The organism is Streptomyces sp. NPDC006140, assembly GCF_040628815.1.
Classification (GTDB): domain Bacteria; phylum Actinomycetota; class Actinomycetes; order Streptomycetales; family Streptomycetaceae; genus Streptomyces.
The window spans coordinates 69,581-86,975 of record NZ_JBEXTS010000027.1; the positions used below are offsets into that span (position 1 = coordinate 69,581).

Sequence of the window (17,395 nt, forward strand, 5' to 3'; positions counted from 1 at the left end):
GGAGTCGTGACGATACGGTGAGGGCCCCCTGTCACCATGGGTGATGCCCCTCGCCTTGCCGGGCCCGGCAGTGTAGACATGGGCACATGGTCCGACTCTTGGGTCGATCCGGGACTCGATCGCCCCTGCGGCCCGGCGCTGCGCCGTCCGCACGGCAGCGGCGGGAGGCGGGCCCGTCGCGGTGGCATCCGGTGGCGGGGCTGCGGTCGGCGCTGGGCGGGCGCAGCGTCGCCGGACAGGTGTTCCTGCTGGTCGTGGTGATCGTGCTGCTGCTGGTCGTGGCGGCCGTGGTGGCGCTGCTCCTGCAGGTGCGGCACGACACGACGCTGGAGGCCCGCAACCGTTCACTCGCCGTCGCGGAGACCTTCGCCAACGCGCCGGGCACCGTCGAGGCGCTGCGCAGTCCCGATCCCACGGCCGTGCTGCAGCCACGGGCCGAGGCCGCCCGAGAGCGGTCGGAGGTCGACTTCGTAGTCGTCATGAACACCGACGGCATCCGCTACACCCACCCCAAGACGGACCGCATCGGCAAGCGGTTCGTCGGGACCATCGCACCGGCCCTGGCCGGAAAGGCGGTGACCGAGGAGATCGAGGGCACCATCGGTCCCCTCGTGCAGGCCGTGGTGCCGGTGAAGGGCCCGGACGGCCGGGTCGTGGGCCTGGTGTCGGCGGGGATCACGACGGCGAAGGTCGGCGGGACCGCCGACGAGCAGCTGCCGCTCCTGCTCTCCGCCGCCGCGGCGGCGCTCGCCCTGGCGACGGCGGGTGCCGCGCTGGTGAGCAGGCGGCTGCTGCGCCAGACCCACGGCCTCGGGCCGCACGAGATGACCCGGATGTACGAACACCACGACGCCGTGCTGCACGCCGTCCGCGAGGGCGTTCTCATCGTCGACGACGGGGGCACGCTGGTGCTCGCCAACGACGAGGCGCACCGGCTGCTCGGGCTGCCCGCCGACGCCGAGGGCCGGCACGTCCTCAGCCTGGGCCTCGACCCGGGCACCGCCGACCTGCTGGCCTCCGGGCGCGTCGCCACCGACGAGGTGCACCTCGTCGGGGACCGGCTGCTGGCCGTCAACCAGCGGACCACCGACCACGCGGGCGGTCCGCCCGGCAGTGTCGCCACGCTGCGCGACTCCACCGAGCTGCGCGCCCTGTCCGGCCGGGCCGAGACCGCGCGGGAACGGCTCAACATGCTGTACGACGCCGGCGTGGGCATCGGGACGAGCCTGGACGTGACCCGCACGGCCGAGGAGCTGACCGAGCTGGCCGTGCCCCGGTTCGCCGACTTCGCCACCGTGGACCTGTTCGACGCGGTGCTGGGCGGCGGGCAGCCGGACGCGGCGGCCGCGCTGAGCCGCACGGCGCTGAGCGGCATCCGCAAGGACGCTCCGCTGTACGCCGTCGGCGAGCGGATCAGGTTCGTCGAGTCCTCCCCGCAGGGCCGCAGCCTCGCCACCGGCCGGCCGGTCCTGGAACCCCGGCTGAGCGAGGCACCGGGCTGGCAGGCGCAGGACCTCGAACGCTCGGCGCAGATCGTCGACTACGGCATCCACTCCCTGATCACGGTGCCGCTGCGGGCCGGCACCCTGCTGCTGGGCGTGGTCAGTTTCTGGCGCTGCGAGAAGCCGGTGCCGTTCGACGAGGACGAGCTGGCCCTGGCGGAGGAGCTGGTCGCGCGGGCCGCCGTCTCCATCGACAACGCGCGCCGCTACACCCGCGAGCACAGCATGGCGGTGACGCTCCAGCGCAGCCTGCTCCCGAGGAACCTGCCCGAGCAGGGCGCGCTGGAGATCGCCTACCGCTATCTGCCCGCGCAGGCCGGTGTGGGCGGCGACTGGTTCGACGTGCTGCCGCTGTCGGGGGCCCGGGTCGCGCTCGTGGTCGGCGATGTCGTCGGCCACGGTCTGCACGCCGCGGCCACGATGGGGCGGCTGCGCACGGCGGTGCACAACTTCTCCGCCCTCGACCTGCCGCCCGAGGAACTCATCGCCCTGCTGGACGAGTTGGTCGGCCGCATCGACCAGGACGAGACGGAGGCGGAGGGCAGTGCCCCGGTCACCGGCGCGACCTGCCTGTACGCCGTCTACGACCCGGTCTCCCGGCGGTGCACCGTCGCGCGGGCCGGGCATCCGCCGCCGGCCCTGATCCACCCCGACGGCAGCGTCGAGTTCCCCGAGGTGCCGGCCGGGCCCCCGCTCGGCCTCGGCGGTCTGCCGTTCGAGACGGCGGAGCTGGAGCTGGCCGAGGGCAGCCGGCTCGTGCTCTACACCGACGGGCTGGTCGAGGACCGGGAGCGGGACATCGACGTCGGCCTGGAGATGCTGCGCGAGGCCCTGAGCCGGTCCGGGCAGTCCCCCGAGGAGACCTGCCGGACCGTGCTGGACTCGCAGCTCACGGCCCGCTCCAGCGACGACATCGCGCTGATCGTCGCGCGCACCCGGGCGCTCGCCGCCGACCGGGTCGCCGAGTGGCCGGTGCCGGCCGACCCGGCGGCCGTGGGCGAAGTGAGGGCGGCGGTCAGCCGGCAGCTGGCCGAGTGGGGCCTGGAGGAGCTGACGTTCACCACCGAGCTCATCCTGAGCGAGCTGGTCACCAACGCGCTCCGGTACGGAGAGGGCCCCATTCGCGTGCGGGTGCTGCGCGATCGCCACCTGATCTGCGAGGTGTTCGACAGCAGCAGCACCTCGCCGCACCTGCGGTACGCGACCATGACGGACGAGGGCGGGCGCGGGCTGTTCCTCGTCGCGCAGCTCGCGGAGCGCTGGGGGACGCGTTATCTGCCCGCGGGAAAGGTGATCTGGGCGGAGCAGCCCCTGCCGTGAGCGGAAGGCGAGGGTGACGTCGGCGCCGTCGGACGTGTCACCGGGCCGTGCCCGCCGGGGGCCGCTGTCCGATCCGGTCCACCACCCCCACCGCCACCAGTCCCTTGACCTCGGTGTACTTCTGGCCGCCCCGCAGCTCGCCGTCCGCCCAGCGGCCGCCCTTCGATCCTTCCTGTCGCAGACCGAGGTAGGCGTAGGTCTTCGGGTCGAAGATGAAGGCGAAGGCCAGGCCGGGGTGGGAGACGGCGATGCCGTGGCGTCCGAGCGCGTCCACCGCGTGGTGGTCCAGCTCGATGCCGGGCAGCTGGGCGACGGCCTCGAAGGCGGCGGCCTGGAGGCCGGGCGGCATCACGCGGGGGCCGCGCATGAGCAGGCAGGCGTTCAGGTAGGCGTCCTGGTCGGCTTCCGGACGGTCCGCCCCGCGCACTTTGAGGATCTCCAGGAGCTTGTCGGGATCCGTGGGCCACTTCCTGAGCTTCGCGTACTCGGTGGGGGGCCAGCGCACCTGGTGCTCGCCCAGGGGAGGTTCGTCGAGGATCCGGCCGTAGTAGCTGTACCGGGAGGGCTTGGAGCCGTCGACCGACAGCCAGCTCTCGTCCGTGAACCGCTGGGTCTTCCCGCCCTTGAGGTACGTACGGGCGGTGATCTCCTTGGTGTAGAGGTACTGGTCGTTGCGCGGGACCGGCAGGTGCGCGCTGTCGGTGCGGGAGCGCTCGGCGGCCCGGTGAAGGAGCCGTGCCGCGCCGGCCAACTGCGGTGCCGTGGCGTCCCGTTCCTCGCGGCGGGCCGTCAGGACGACGGCGCCGGTGGCCGTGGCAGCGGTGGCCGTCGCGGCGAGGGCGGTGCGGAGCGCGAGCCGGCGGGGGAAGGCCCGGACGACGTGCGGGCGCGCTTCCCGGTGGACGGCCCGCAGGAGGCGGGCCCGGGCCTCGTTGCGGGCCCGGTCGGTCAGCGGGGGCACGTCGGCCTCCAGTTCGCGCACCGCGGTGAGGTCATCCACGAGCGGTCTCCTTCGTCTCGCCGGTCGGGCCGGTCTCGTCCGTCTCGTCGTGCGGGGCGGTGGGATCCGAACCGCCCAGCGCTTCGCGCAGTTTCTTCCGGGCCCGGTGCAGCCGGGAGCGGACGGTGCCCACCGGGATGCCGAGGGCCTGGGCGGCCTCCGCGTAGTCGAGGTCGCCCCAGGCGATCACCAGCAGCACATCGCGGTGACGGGCCGGCAGCGCCGCGAGGGCACCGGCCAGGGCGGCGCGTGAGCCCTCGGCGCTGACCCGGGCGGCGACCCGGTCCGCCAACGGCTCGGCGTCACCGCCGCGTTCGCCCGGCGCCTCCGCGGCGACGCGGGACAGGGCGCGCAGCCGGCGGGCCTCGGCGCGCCGGTGCCGGCCGACGAGGTTGGTGGCGATGCCGTACAGCCAGGGGCGAGCGGGCGACCGTGCCAGGTCGTAGCGGCGACGCTGCTGGAAGGCGGTCACGAAGGTCTCGGCCATCAGGTCGTCGGCCGCCTCGGTGCCGAGCCGCCGGGCGATGTACCGGTGGATGTCGTCGGCGTAGCGGTCGAAGAGCACCGCGAACGCGTCGGGGTCCTCCCGCGACCGCTCGATCACCGAGGCGTCGGACTCGTCGCACCGGCCGGGGGCGTGGCGGGCTCCGACGCTCGGGGGCGCGGTCATCGGTCACCTCTCGGGTCCGGCCGGTCGCCTCTCAGGTCCATGGGGCCTTCCTTCGACGTCACGGGCATGGTCGACTGCTGTTCGCCGATGCCCGCGTTCGGGTTCCCGGGGACGTGTGCGAGGGCGCCGCGGCAGGCCGGACACCTGCCCATAAAGTAGCCTTATGAGCTCATAGACCGGACCCGCATACCGACTTAGGCTTGCCTTAGTTTAGGCTTCCCGTCGAGATCGCTTGTCGCCGCTCGAAGGGAACCTGACCATGCCCCGCCCCCTGCGGGTAGCCATCGTCGGATCCGGCCCCGCCGGGATCTACGCCGCCGACGCCCTGCTCAAGTCCGAGGTGGCCGCCGAACCCGGCGTGTCCATCGACATCTTCGAGCGCATGCCGGCGCCGTTCGGACTGATCCGGTACGGCGTCGCCCCCGACCACCCGCGGATCAAGGGCATCATCACGGCCCTGCACCAGGTGCTCGACAAGCCCCAGATCCGGCTGTTCGGCAACGTGGACTACGGCACCGACATCGGCCTGGACGACCTGCGCGCGTTCTACGACGGCGTGATCTTCGCCACCGGCGCGATGGCCGACCGGGCGCTGTCCATCCCCGGCATCGACCTCGACGGTTCCTACGGCGCCGCCGACTTCGTGTCCTGGTACGACGGCCACCCGGACGTGCCGCGCACCTGGCCGCTGGAGGCGGAGAAGGTCGCCGTGCTCGGCGTCGGCAACGTCGCGCTCGACATCGCGCGCGTGCTGGCCAAGACGGCGGACGAGCTGCTCCCGACGGAGATCCCGCCGAACGTGTACGAGGGTCTGAAGGCCAACCGGGCCAAGGAGATCCACGTGTTCGGCCGCCGGGGCCCGGCGCAGGCGAAGTTCAGCCCGATGGAGCTGCGGGAGCTGGACCACTCCCCCAACATCGAGGTCATCGTCGACCCGGAGGACATCGACTACGACGAGGGCTCGATCGCCACCCGGCGCGGCAACAAGCAGGCCGACATGGTCGCCAAGACGCTGGAGAACTGGGCGATCCGCGACGTCGGCGACCGGCCCCACAAGCTCTTCCTGCACTTCTTCGAGTCGCCGGTCGAGGTCCTCGGCGAGGACGGCAAGGTCGTCGGCCTGCGCACCGAGCGCACGGAACTCGACGGCACCGGCAACGTCAAGGGCACCGGCACGTTCAAGACGTGGGACGTCACCGCCGTCTACCGCGCGGTGGGCTACCTGTCCGACAAACTCCCCAAGCTGCCCTGGGACATCGACTCGGGCACCGTCCCGGACGAGGGCGGGCGGGTCATACAGGAGTCCGGCGAGCACCTGCAGTCCACGTACGTCACCGGCTGGATCCGGCGCGGTCCGGTGGGCCTGATCGGCCACACCAAGGGCGACGCGAACGAGACGGTGTCGAACCTGCTGGACGACTACGCGAACGGCCGGCTGCACACGCCCTCGACTCCCGCGCCGGAGGCCGTGGACGCGTTCCTCGCCGAGCGCGACGTCCGCTTCACCACCTGGGACGGCTGGTACCGGCTGGACGCCGCGGAGAAGGCGCTGGGCGAGCCGGAGGGACGCGAGCGCGTGAAGATCGTCGAGCGTGAGGACATGCTCCGCGCCAGCGGCGCCTGACCTCTCTGTCCACCCGCGGGGCGGGTTCGGTGGCAATGTCACCGGACCCGCCCTTATGCGTGCTTGAACCGTGTACGATCCAGACGCTTTCACCGAACCATCACATCGCCTTCATCAGAGGGCCATGCAAGGGGGACGAACGTCCATGCGTATACGCCTTGTCGCCGCCACGGCCGCCGCTGCCGGAGCCCTGACCGCCCTGACGGCGGCCCCGGCCCAGGCCGCCGAGTACAACTCCGCGCTGAAGATCGGCGGTGTCCAGTACGACGCCCCCGGCCGCGACTCCAACAACTGCCGGACGGGGAACACCGACGAGGAGTACCTGAAGATCAAGAACTACTCGCGGTCGACGACGGTGAACCTCAAGGGCTACGTCGTGAAGGACGCCGCCGGGAACAAGTTCACCTTCACCGCGAACCACACCCTTCAGCCGGGTGACTACGTGAAGCTGCGCGGCGGCAACGGGTCCGACTCCGACGCGAACAACGTCGTCTACCGCGACAACTGCAACTTCATGTGGAACAACGACAAGGACACGATCTACGTGTACAAGCCGTCCGGCAGCCGGGCCGACGTGCACTCGTACACCAAGAGCGGCTCCGACAAGGACGGCAACGGGTACATCTCGTTCCACGGCTGAGCCTTTTGCCGAACCGGCAACAGGCTTGGTGCGCGGCGCGGCGGGCGCCGGATGATCGGTTGGACCGAGCGTCCCACCGCGCATCCCGGGAGGATCCATGCCGCAGACGTCCGCCGTCGACCGCACGCACCGCCTCGTGCCTTCACCGGCCGGCCGCACCCACCTCGTGGAACAGGGGGACGGGCCGCTCGTGCTCCTGCTGCACGGATTCCCCGAGTCCTGGTACGCGTGGCGCCACCAACTGCCCGCCCTGGCCGCGGCCGGTTACCGGGCGGTGGCCGTCGACGTCCGCGGCTATGGACGCTCGTCCCGGCCCGCCGAGGTGGAGGCTTACCGGCTGCTGGAGTTGGTGGCGGACAACGTTGCCGTGGTGGAGGCACTGGGCGAGCGGTCCGCCGTGCTCATCGGCCACGACTGGGGTGCGACGATCGCCACGACCTCCGCGCTGGTCCGGCCGGACGTGTTCCGCGCGGTGGGGCTGCTGAGCGTGCCCTACACGCCGCCCGGCGGCCCCAGGCCGAGCGAGGTGTTCGCGGGGATGGGCGGCGACGAGGAGTTCTACGTCTCCTACTTCCAGGAGCCGGGCCGGACCGAGGCGGAGGTCGAGCCCGACGTACGCGGCTGGCTCGCGGGCTTCTACGCGGCCCTGTCCGCGGACACGATGCCCGAAGCCGACCCGCATTTCGTGGCGCGGGGCGGCCGGTTGCGCGACCGGTTCCCCGTCGGCCGGCTGCCGCACTGGCTGAGCGAGACCGACCTCGACATTTACGCTGGGGAGTTCGAGCGCACGGGCATGACCGGCGCCCTGAACCGCTATCGGAACATGGACCGCGACTGGGAGGACCTGGCGGACTTCGCCGGCGCGCCCGTCACCCAGCCGTCGCTGTTCATCGGCGGCGGCCTGGACGCGTCCACGACCTGGCTCGCCGACGCGATCGAGGCGTTCCCGGCCACCCTGCCGGGCCTGACGGCGTCCCACATCCTCGACGGCTGCGGCCACTTCCTCCAGCAGGAACGTCCCGTCGAGACCAACCGGCTGCTGGTCGAGTGGCTGGGCGGCCTTCGGGGTTAGCCGTGCGGCAGCCGGCGCCCGGTCGTCGGCCGGCTGCCGGAGCAGCAGCTGCGGCCTCACCTCGCCGTACCGCCGTACCGCCGTACCGGAGCCCGGCATGGCGGGGCCCTCCACGTCGGGTCCGTCGCGGAGGGCTCCCGTCCGGTGGTGCCGGTTCAGACCTCCAGGTCGGCTTCGATCCGGCGGAGCTGGTGGCGGGCCATGGCCAGGTTGGCCCGGCTCCCGTCCAGCACGAGGTAGAGGAACAGTCCGCTGCCCCCGCGCCCCTTGAGCAGGCGGATGAGGTGGTACTGGGTGTTCAGGGTGATCAGGATGTCCTCGATCTCCTCCTTCAGCCCCAGGTGTTCCATGGTGCGCAGCTTGGCCCGTACGACGTCGGTGTTGCCGGCGGCGGCGACTTCCAGGTCGAAGTCCTTGCTGCCGCCGAGGGTGCCGAGGGCCATGCCGCTGGTGTAGTCGACGAGGGCGGCGGCCGTGGCTCCGTCGATGGAGCTCAGGCATTCCTTCAGGGCGGTCTCCGTGTTGGCCATGCGGTCGGTTCCTTTCGGTCGGTGTCTGTTCGGTCGGTGTCTGTTCGGTCGGTCGGGAGGTTCGTGCGGCTCAGCTGCCGGTCTGCGGGCGCGGCGGGTGGGTGGGCCGTTGCGGGGTGCGTACCGGGAGGGTGCCGATGGGGCGGGCGGTGGCCGGGGGCGCTGTGGCGAGGTGCTCTTCGGGTGCGGGTGGGGACGGGGACGGGGGTGCGGCTGCTGCTGCGGACGCCGGTGCCGGCCTCGGCGTCGGTGTCTGTGCGGGCCGCGGTACTTGTGCGGGCGTCGGTGTCGGTCGGTCGGCGTGGCGGCCGGTGCCCGGGCCGACGCGCGTGGCCACCAGGTCGGCGATACGGGCGCCGCCGCGGCGGCCCTCCAGGTGGAGGCGGCCGACGTTGACGCGGTCCTCGGCCAAGAGGGTGAGGACGGCGGTGGTCCCGGCCGCGTAGGTCGCGACGTAGCCGTGGGCGCCCCGTACGAGGAGTTCGCGGAAGTCGCCGCGGGCGGCGGCGTCGGTCATCCGGTACGCCACGCCGAGGGCGGCGGCGGTGAGCGCCGCGAGTCCCTCCGGCTCGGTCTCCGGTACGTCGTGGGCGAGGACCAGTCCGTCGACGGTGGCCGCGAGGGAGCCGGTCAGCCCGGGCACGCGGGTGCGGAGCCGGCGCAGTTCGTCCAGGACGTCGGTCTCGACGGCCATGAGCAGTCTCCTTTCGGCACGCTGTCGTCGCGCGCGGATCACAGTGCCTCCAAGGCGTGCAGGAGCCGTCGCAGCAGTGCGGTGTCGGGCTCGTCCGGTGCCGCAGGCAGGGGGGCGGGTCCCGGTGCGGCGGACGCGGTGGCGGGGTCTGCGGGGACGACCAGCCCGGCTGCGGCCAGACGGCGGAGTTCGACGAGGGTGTGGAAGGTGCGGCAGGCCAGGGCCGTCGCGATCTGGGCGGCGGTGCGGACGCCGTCGACCTGGGCGAGGATCCGGTCGCGGCGGGCGGGCAGTTCCACGGGGCCGCCCGGCACGCGGGCGAGCGGGGCGACGTCGATGGCGGGTTCGGGCCAGATGCGGTGCAGCAGTTCGCGGCGGCGCCGGGACTCCCGCAGGACGGTGTCCACCGGTACGGAGCGGACCGCGCCGAGCCAGTGGGCGACCCCCGGGCGGAAGCGGAGGGCCGGTCCGTCGTGGGCGAGGACGAAGTACGCCGCGTCGAAGAGGGCGCCGAGGTGGCACAGCTCCAGCGCGCCGGCGGCGAGGTGGCCGCTGTCGACGAGCTGTCGGCCGACCCGGCAGCGGCGGCCGGCCTGGTCGATCGCCGCCCACCAGCCGTCCGCGGCGAGCGCTCCGCTGTGGGTGAGCAGGTCGCCGAGGTCGGGTGTGACGGCGGATTCGACGTGGACGACGTGTCCCGCCGCGAGGTAGACCATCCCCGACTCGGTGGACAGGGCACCGCTCGCGCCCTGGGCCGCGAGGGTGCCGAGCAGGACCGAGGCCGGTTCGTCCGTGCGCGCGGTCAGCATCGGCGCGATCATCCGAGCACCAGTCGGTCCGCCATCTCGGCCAGCCGGATGCGGGCCAGGGCCAGGTTGCCGTCCGCGCGGTCGAGCCATAAGTGCAGGAACACGGTGCTGTCGAAGGTCGTGGTCACGAACCTCAGCAGGTGGTACGAGTCGGTGTTCGTGATGATCAGGTCCTGCACGGGTGGTTCCTTGCCGGACGGTCCGCCCGCGTCGCCGCCGGCCGGCGCGAGGGCGCCGCTCTCCGTGGCGAGGCGGGCGAGTTCGGCGGTCTCCGCGGCCGTCGCCTCCGGGTCGCCGCCCGGTGCGTCACCCACCGCGCCCAGGGCGAGACCGCTGATCCAGTCGACCACCGAGGCGCCTCGCGCACCGGGCAGCCGCATGGCTTCCAGCAGACTTTCGTCGATTCCGGGCACGCCGAATCCCCTCCCCCTGCACGGCTGTTCCCGCGAACGTGAGCACGACACTACGGAAAGTGCTTGGCCCAGGTGAACGCTTTGGCATTTTCCAAAGGAATGTGCAGGGAAGCGGGCGGGGGTTGAACGGGGTTGATCGGAAGGGGGCAGGACGCATCGCAGGGCACCGCAGGAGCCCTCGTCCGCGCCGTCCCTCATCCGCCGCAGCGATGTAGGCCGGCCCGGGCGTCGGCACCCGCGCCCCCGCCGCTGCGGCTCAGGCGGACCTCGTCGTGTCCACCACCATGCCGCGAATCAGGCCGCGACAAGCCCCTGCTCGCGGTCCGGGGTTTTGACCTTGGGCTTCTTGTTCGGCAGTGAGAGCCGGAAGACCTTGCGCCACGCGGAGAACACCTGTTTGGGCAGTGGCCCTGTGACGTACTCCAGCTCGTACTTCTCGAACAGCGCGCGCACCTTCACCGAGACCTCGGCGTACCGGTTGCTCGGCAGGTCCGGGAACAGGTGGTGCTCGATCTGGTGCGACAGGTTGCCGGTCATGAAGTGCATGGCCTTGCTGCCGCTGATGTTCGCCGAGCCCATCATCTGGCGCAGGTACCACTCGCCGCGCGTCTCGCCCTTGATCGACCGGCGCTCGAAGACCTGCACGCCCTCGGGGAAGTGCCCGCACATGATCACCGAGTGGGACCAGATGTTGCGGACCAGGTTCGCGGTGAACGTGGCGGCGAGCGTGGGGAGGAACGACGGGCCCGACAGCAGCGGGTGGATCACGTAGTCCTTGAGGACCTGCTTGCGGATCTTGCGGCCCACGGCCTTGGCCCGCGCGCGGAACTCCGGGTTCTTGCGGCGGCGCTTGTGCAGGTTCTTGCCGAGCTCCAGGTCGTACGCTGCGATGCCGTACTCGAAGAAGCAGGCGTTGATGAAGTTCCACAGCGGCTGACCGAGGTGGAACGGGTGCCACTTCTGGTCCTCGTCGACGCGCATGATGCCGTAGCCGAGGTCGTTGTCCTTGCCGATCACGTTGGTGTACGTGTGGTGCAGCTCGTTGTGCGAGTGCTTCCACTGGTCCGCCGGCGAGACGTGGTCCCATTCCCAGGTGGTGGAGTGGATCTTCGGGTCGCGCATCCAGTCCCACTGGCCGTGCAGGATGTTGTGGCCGATCTCCATGTTGTCCATGATCTTCGCCACGGACAGACCGGCGGTGCCGATGATCCACGCGGGCGGGAACATCGAGAACAGCAGTACGCCCCGGCTCACCAGCTCGAGCTTGCGCTGCGCCGAGATGACCTTGCGGATGTAGGCGGCGTCCTTCTCGCCGCGGCCGGCGATCACCTCGTCGCGGATCGCGTCCAGCTCGCGGCCGAGCTCCTCGATCTGCTCCGCGGTCAGGTGGGCGGTGGGGTCGATGGCGGTCAAATTGCTCCTACCGTTCGATGTCGCAGGGGCCCGCCGCGGCGGACACGCAGGTCTGGATGAGGACGCCCGGCTCGGCCTCGGTGATCTCGCCGGTGCGCAGGTCGCGGACGGCGCCCGCCTTGAGCGGCGTGACGCAGCCGAAGCAGATGCCCATGCGGCACCCGGACGGCATGAGCACGCCCGCCTCCTCGCCGACGTCCAGCAACGGCGTGGCGCCGTCCGCGTCGACGGTCTTGCCGGTGGCGCTGAACGTGACCTCGCCGCCGTCGCCGGCGGCGACGATGCCGGGGCGGAAGCGTTCGGTGTGCAGGCGCTCCTGGACGCCGTGCCCGCTCCAGTGCTCCTCGGCGGCGTCGAGCAGGCCGGCGGGCCCGCACGCCCAGGTCTCGCGCTCGGCCCAGTCGGGCACGAGTTCGCCGAGGCGGGCGATGTCGAGCTTGCCGTCCGTGTCGGTGTGCACCTCGATGAGCCGCAGCTTCTTGTCCGCGACCAGGTCGTGCAGTTCGTCGCGGAAGATCACGTCTTGCGGCTGTGGCGCGCAGTGGACCATGACGACGTCGTCGAACTCGGTGTCGCGCAGCATGCCCATCACGGGCGTGATGCCGCTGCCGGCCGTCAGGTAGAGCACCTTGGCGGGCTTGGCCCGCGGCAGCACGAAGTCACCGGTCGGCTGGTCGAGCTGGATCAGCGTGCCCGGTTTGGCCCTGCGGACCAGGTGGTTGCTGACCTTGCCGTCCGGGATCGCCTTCACGGTGATCGTGACGCGGCCGTCCTGGCGGTTTGTCGGCGAGGTGATGGAGTAGGCACGCCACAGGCGCACCCCGTCGACGTCGACCCCGATCCGCACGTACTGACCGGCTGTGTGGCCGCGCCAGCCCCGGCCCGGCCTGATCACGACAGTCGCGGCGTCACGCGTCTCGGGGTGCACGGCCTCGATGCGCCCACGCAGGTCAGCGCCCGCACGCAGCGGGCTGACCAGGTCGAGGTAGTCCGACGGCAGCAGCGGCGTCGTGACCATCTCCATCAGTTTCCACGCCCTGCTGCGGAGGGCTGCACTCGTCATGGCTCCAGCCTGCTGCGCCTCAAGGCGTAAAGTCCTGACCGCAGGACGTGAATCTGATCGGCTGAATTGTTCGCAGGGAACAAAACGTGAGCCATGCAATCCGGAGGGCCAGCGAACTGGCCCTTGATGAGACGACGGTCACCGCACTTCGGGCCGCGCTGAAGACCACCGCCGACGAGGTCGTCCAGGCGATCATCGACGAGGTCCCTTCCTACGCCAACGCCCTTTCGGGCAGCATGGGCGGTACCATCCGCCGAGCCGTCCGTACCGCCCTGGGGCACTACCTGGACCTCGCGAGCGGGAACGCCACGGGCGGCGACGGCGGTGACGCAGCCTACGAGTTGGGCCGCGGCGAGGTGCGCGACGGCCGGTCGATGGACGCCCTGCTCAGCGCCTACCGCGTCGGCGCCCGCGTGGCCTGGCGATGTCTGGCAGCGGGTGCCGTATCCGCAGGTCTGCCCGCCGCCGAGGTCGCCAAGTTCGCCGAGCTGACCTTCGCCTACATCGACGAGCTCTCCGCCGCGAGCGCCGCGGGCCACGCCGACGAACTGGCCGCCCAGGGCCGGGCCCAGGAGCGCCACCTGGAACAGCTGGCCCGCGACCTCCTCGCCGGCGCGAGCCCGGACGTGCTGCTGGCCTCCGCTCAACGGGCCGGGTGGCAGCCTCCGGTTACGCTGACCGCGGTCCTGCTGCCCGCCGCCCAGGCCCGGCCCGCCTACCGCGCGCTCGACCCGAGCACCCTCGTCCTCGACGATCTGCCGGATGCCACCGGTGTGCTCCTCGTCCCCGACGCCGACCGATCACATCTGTTGCGGCAGCTGACCGACCGCACCGCCGTGGTCGGCCCGGCCCGGCCATGGACTCGCGCGTCCGCCTCGTACGCACGAGCCGTACGCGCGCGCTCCCTCTCCTCTGATATTCGCGACACCGAGGACCACCTGCCCGAGCTGGTGCTGAGCGCCGACGTGGACGCGTACGCGGACCTGCGTGCCCGAGCCCTCGCACCGTTGCGGACCTTGCCTGTCGCGACCGCACAGCGGCTGGAGGAGACGTTGCGGGCGTGGCTGCTGCATCAGGGCAGGCGCGACGAGGTGGCGGCGGCGTTGTTCGTCCATCCCCAGACCGTCCGGTACCGGATGTCGCAGCTGCGGGAGCTGTTTCCGGATCTCGCATCGCCACAGCGAGTCCTTGAACTGACTCTGGCGGTCGGTCTTCGGGTCAGCTGACGCGTTCTTCGATCGTCCACGCCCGCATCCGCGAGCGGTCCAGGCATCGTGTCTCGTCCTCGGTGCCATCAGCTGCGGCCCGGGGAAGAGCAGTATCAGCCAGCTGGCGGTAACCCGCTCTGCGATGACAGGTCCTCCTTCTCGCGTAGCAGCGGCCCCAGTGCGGCTGGCAGGGCCTGGGACGCCGTCCGGTGAACCGCCTCCGAACAGGTGGGCCATGAGGCAAGGCTCAGTGCTTCGACTGCGGCTGCACGGCCTGCGGGGCAGTTCCCCCAACCTTCGGCCGCGGCGGCTTGGAGGCGGCCTCGCTGGCGTCCCGTCCAGTCTCCCGTCGGCTCTGAGGCGGCTTACAACAAGGCACCAACCCGTCGGTGAAATCGCCCACCCAGTTGTGGACGCCGCGCCGACGGGCGGCGGCCGAGATGGCTCCCAGTGCGCGCACCTGGTCCGCGGTGGCCGCCCGGGAGGAACGGGCCCAGTTCACCGGCGTCGACCGCCACACCCAGACAGCGCGGCGACAAGGGCAGCGGTCGCGGATGCGACAACCGGGCCCCAGCGTCGCGACGGCGCAACGCGAAGACTCACAAGATCCCCTTCGTCGGACCGGGATGATCAGAGGCCGAACCGGTGCGTCGGTGCTGTTCCGCCTACCGCCTTCCGTCGCCCGCGGTGCCGCAACTTCGCCGGTTCCCCATGCCGACTGACCGTGCACGGTGACCGACCTCGAAGACCGCCGTCCCCAGGAGGCCTCGCGGTCACTTTCGCACCGATATGGCCGGTTCCGCACTGGTGCACGGTGCACCGACTTCGGGAGGCTGCCGACGGGCCTCATGTCTAAAGAGACATGACAAGAATCGCAGGGGAACTTCAGGGAGGGGGAGTTACATGAGACGGGCAATACTGGCGGTCTTCGCCGCGATCGGACTGCTGCTCACGGTCCCCGGAACAGCGAGCGCGCACAGCACCGACGACTGGGTGGAAACCGAAGTCCACCCTCAGGACAACGGGTTCGGCTACGTCGGCGACTCGACCAGCCACGTCGGCGGCGTGTACCAGTACACCAACATGTGGCGCACCAACAACTACGTGGCGCTCAGCTCCTACGTATCCGACACCTCGACCGACGGCCACTGCGCCACCACCCAGATCCGCTACGAGATCCACGACAACGGCAACTGGGTCGGCCACTGGCACTACCGCACCATGCCCGTCCACGACTGCTCCACCGGATCCGCGGGCGGCGGCGGGGTCTTCGACGGCTACTTCTACAGCACGTACAAGGTCCGCAACGTCTCCGCCCGCGCGTGCCACGCCAACTCCTCCGGCGCCATCGTCGAGTGCGAATCCACCTGGCACGGGCCGATCTGACCCCGACCTCACGCAGTCAAAAGGCCGACGCCCCAGGCGGGGAGGTTCCCTGCCTGGGGCAACGGCTTTGGTGGTGGTCAGCGACCAATCCTGTGTCGTAGAAGGCCCCGAGCTACCCGCCCGACACCCGCAACGCCTCTATGCACGTTGCGTCGCCGTACGGCTTGATTCTGGTCGGTTACGTGTGCTGGACCAGGCCGAACGTCACGCCCGTCGGGTCTGTGAGGACGGCGCTGCGTCCTACTCCGGGTGTCTCGGAGGGTGCGGAGACGACGGTGCCGCCCAGCTCGACCGCCCTGGCCACCTCGCCTTCGATGTCCTTGACGCCGAAGTGCAGGGTCCAGCCGGCCGGGCCCTCGGGCCCGCCGGTGATGCCGCCGAACCGCGCGACTCCGCCGACGAAGGTCAGGTGAGCCGCGGCGCCCCCGGCCGGAGGAGTCGTGGCGGTCCAGCCGAACACCTGGGCGTAGAAGGCCTCGGCGCCGTCGGAGTCCGGGCTGTTCAGCTCGAACCAGGACGGCGTTCCGGGTTCGCGGACCAGTCCGGAGCCGGGGTGCTTGTCCGGCTCCCAGGCGCCGAACACCGCGCCGTCGGGGGCGGCGTAGACGGCGGCGCTGCCGGCGACCGACACCTTCGTCGGCGGACTGACGACACGGCCGCCGGCCTCTTCGACCGCCTTCGTCGTCCCGTTCAGGTCGTCCGACATGAAGTAGACGCTCCAGCCGGCCGAGTGCTCCTGCCCCTCCTTGAGCTCCACCGCGCCCACGATCTTCTCTCCCCGCAGGGTGAAGTTCACGTAGCCACTGGGGAGTTCCAGGGCCTGCCAGCCGAAGAGCGAGCCGTAGAAAGTGCGGGCGGAGGCGACGTCGGGGGTGTCGAGGTCCGCCCAGCACGGTGCGCCGGCAGGGTGACGGGTGATCTTCATCGATGCTCCTCGGAACGCGGTGGACGATCTTCACTCAGCATCGCCGCGTTACAGAAAGGGCTCCAGCCAGGACCGTCAACTCGCTTATTTCTTCCATCCGTTGACCGGTGGGCGGAGAATTCGACCAGTGGGCCGGTCATCGGATGGCGAGGTTGTCGAGGTACGAGGTCACGTTCCGGCGGGTCTCGGCCACACTGTCGCCGCCGAACTTCTCCGCCACCGCGTCCGCGAGCACCAGCGCCACCATCGCCTCGGCGACGATGCCGGCCGCCGGGACCGCCGAGACGTCGGAGCGCTGATGGTGGGCCTGCGCCGCCTCGCCCGTCGTCACATCCACCGTCTGCAGCGCCCGCGGCACCGTCGCGATCGGCTTCATCGCCGCCCGCACCCGCAGCAGCTCACCGGTGGTCAGACCGCCCTCGGTGCCGCCCGAGCGGCCGGTCGTGCGCCGGATGCCCTCGTCGGTCTTCACGATCTCGTCATGCGCCTTGGACCCGGGGATCCGCGCCAGCTCGAAACCGTCGCCGATCTCCACGCCCTTGATCGCCTGGATACCCATCAGCGCGCCCGCGAGCCGCGCGTCGAGCTTGCGGTCCCAGTGCACGTGCGAACCCAGACCCACCGGCACGCCGTAGGCCAGGATCTCGACCACGCCGCCGAGGGTGTCGCCGTCCTTGTGGGCCTGGTCGATCTCGGCGACCATCGCCTTCGAGGCGTCCGCGTCCAGACAACGCACCGGATCCGCGTCCAGCTTCTCGACGTCGGCCGGGGTCGGGTAACGGCCCTGCGGCGCCTTCACCGAGCACAGCTCGACGACATGGCTGACGATCTCGATGCCGGCCGTCTCCTTGAGGTACGACCGGGCCACCGCGCCCAGCGCCACCCGGGCCGCCGTCTCCCGGGCGGAGGCGCGTTCCAGGATCGGCCTCGCCTCGTCGAAGCCGTACTTCTGCATCCCGGCCAGGTCGGCGTGACCCGGGCGCGGGCGGGTCAGCGGCGCGTTGCGGGCCAGCCCGGCCAGAACCTCCGGATCGACCGGGTCGGCCGCCATGACCTGCTCCCACTTCGGCCACTCGGTGTTGCCCACCATGATCGCCACCGGCGAGCCGAGCGTGAGCCCGTGCCG

The 17,395-nt window shown here is 71.3% G+C and carries 16 protein-coding genes; 6 read left to right on the plus strand and 10 right to left on the minus strand.

Going from position 1 to position 17,395, the window contains the following annotated elements; translation table 11 throughout:
• Positions 1–86: 86 nt before the first annotated feature.
• Complete coding sequence (locus tag ABZ386_RS40465) at positions 87–2,822, plus strand: SpoIIE family protein phosphatase (protein WP_358968477.1); 2,736 nt, start codon at positions 87–89, stop codon at positions 2,820–2,822.
• A gap of 37 nt (positions 2,823–2,859) precedes the next feature.
• On the opposite strand, the gene ABZ386_RS40470 is transcribed toward ABZ386_RS40465, so the two are convergent.
• Both ABZ386_RS40470 and ABZ386_RS40475 read right to left on the minus strand, forming a co-directional pair.
• The gene (locus ABZ386_RS40470; protein ID WP_358968480.1) at positions 2,860–3,822 is read right to left on the minus strand and encodes a CU044_5270 family protein; all 963 of its coding nucleotides are present in this window, start codon (positions 3,820–3,822) and stop codon (positions 2,860–2,862) included.
• Positions 3,815–4,492: an RNA polymerase sigma factor gene (locus tag ABZ386_RS40475; RefSeq protein ID WP_358968483.1), complete on the minus strand. Its 678-nt coding sequence runs from the start codon at positions 4,490–4,492 to the stop codon at positions 3,815–3,817. The genes ABZ386_RS40470 and ABZ386_RS40475 overlap by 8 nt, the downstream gene beginning before the upstream one ends.
• Positions 4,493–4,751: 259 nt before the next feature.
• On the opposite strand from ABZ386_RS40475, the gene ABZ386_RS40480 reads away from it, so the two are divergent.
• The 3 genes from ABZ386_RS40480 to ABZ386_RS40490 all read left to right on the plus strand — a co-directional run bounded on the left by ABZ386_RS40480 (position 4,752) and on the right by ABZ386_RS40490 (position 7,828).
• Entirely contained in the window at positions 4,752–6,116 is a 1,365-nt protein-coding gene (locus tag ABZ386_RS40480; protein WP_358968486.1) for an FAD-dependent oxidoreductase, read from the plus strand.
• A 145-nt stretch (positions 6,117–6,261) separates the two neighbouring features.
• A complete protein-coding gene (locus ABZ386_RS40485; RefSeq protein WP_351343478.1) occupies positions 6,262–6,756 on the plus strand; it encodes a lamin tail domain-containing protein in 495 nt (164 codons plus the stop codon).
• 97 nt (positions 6,757–6,853) lie between these two features.
• Positions 6,854–7,828, plus strand: coding sequence for an alpha/beta hydrolase (locus ABZ386_RS40490; RefSeq protein WP_358968489.1), 975 nt, complete (start codon positions 6,854–6,856; stop codon positions 7,826–7,828).
• Between the two features lie 155 nt (positions 7,829–7,983).
• Here the strand turns inward: ABZ386_RS40490 and ABZ386_RS40495 are convergent, their stop codons facing one another.
• The 6 genes from ABZ386_RS40495 to ABZ386_RS40520 all read right to left on the minus strand — a co-directional run bounded on the left by ABZ386_RS40495 (position 7,984) and on the right by ABZ386_RS40520 (position 12,750).
• On the minus strand, positions 7,984–8,358 hold the full coding sequence (locus ABZ386_RS40495) for a hypothetical protein (RefSeq protein WP_030244809.1): 375 nt from the start codon (positions 8,356–8,358) through the stop codon (positions 7,984–7,986).
• A gap of 70 nt (positions 8,359–8,428) precedes the next feature.
• The gene (locus tag ABZ386_RS40500) at positions 8,429–9,052 is read right to left on the minus strand and encodes a roadblock/LC7 domain-containing protein (RefSeq protein WP_358968492.1); all 624 of its coding nucleotides are present in this window, start codon (positions 9,050–9,052) and stop codon (positions 8,429–8,431) included.
• A 38-nt stretch (positions 9,053–9,090) separates the two neighbouring features.
• Entirely contained in the window at positions 9,091–9,861 is a 771-nt protein-coding gene (locus ABZ386_RS40505) for a hypothetical protein (protein WP_358968495.1), read from the minus strand.
• Positions 9,862–9,869: 8 nt separating this feature from the next.
• Complete coding sequence (locus tag ABZ386_RS40510) at positions 9,870–10,274, minus strand: hypothetical protein (protein WP_114257150.1); 405 nt, start codon at positions 10,272–10,274, stop codon at positions 9,870–9,872.
• Between the two features lie 294 nt (positions 10,275–10,568).
• The gene (locus ABZ386_RS40515) at positions 10,569–11,687 is read right to left on the minus strand and encodes an acyl-CoA desaturase (RefSeq protein ID WP_358968497.1); all 1,119 of its coding nucleotides are present in this window, start codon (positions 11,685–11,687) and stop codon (positions 10,569–10,571) included.
• Between the two features lie 7 nt (positions 11,688–11,694).
• Positions 11,695–12,750 carry a ferredoxin reductase gene (locus tag ABZ386_RS40520; RefSeq protein WP_355727479.1) on the minus strand — a complete coding sequence of 352 codons (1,056 nt, stop codon included), beginning with the start codon at positions 12,748–12,750 and terminating at the stop codon, positions 11,695–11,697.
• Between the two features lie 86 nt (positions 12,751–12,836).
• On the opposite strand from ABZ386_RS40520, the gene ABZ386_RS40525 reads away from it, so the two are divergent.
• Positions 12,837–13,976, plus strand: coding sequence for a helix-turn-helix domain-containing protein (locus tag ABZ386_RS40525; protein ID WP_356505977.1), 1,140 nt, complete (start codon positions 12,837–12,839; stop codon positions 13,974–13,976).
• Between the two features lie 885 nt (positions 13,977–14,861).
• On the plus strand, positions 14,862–15,344 hold the full coding sequence (locus ABZ386_RS40530) for a hypothetical protein (protein WP_351348955.1): 483 nt from the start codon (positions 14,862–14,864) through the stop codon (positions 15,342–15,344).
• Positions 15,345–15,522: 178 nt separating this feature from the next.
• On the opposite strand, the gene ABZ386_RS40535 is transcribed toward ABZ386_RS40530, so the two are convergent.
• Positions 15,523–16,269: a VOC family protein gene (locus tag ABZ386_RS40535; RefSeq protein ID WP_358968501.1), complete on the minus strand. Its 747-nt coding sequence runs from the start codon at positions 16,267–16,269 to the stop codon at positions 15,523–15,525.
• Positions 16,270–16,405: 136 nt separating this feature from the next.
• Positions 16,406–17,395, minus strand: a 990-nt coding sequence (gene aroC, locus ABZ386_RS40540; protein WP_351348961.1) for a chorismate synthase, incomplete at its 5' end; no start/stop codon positions are given.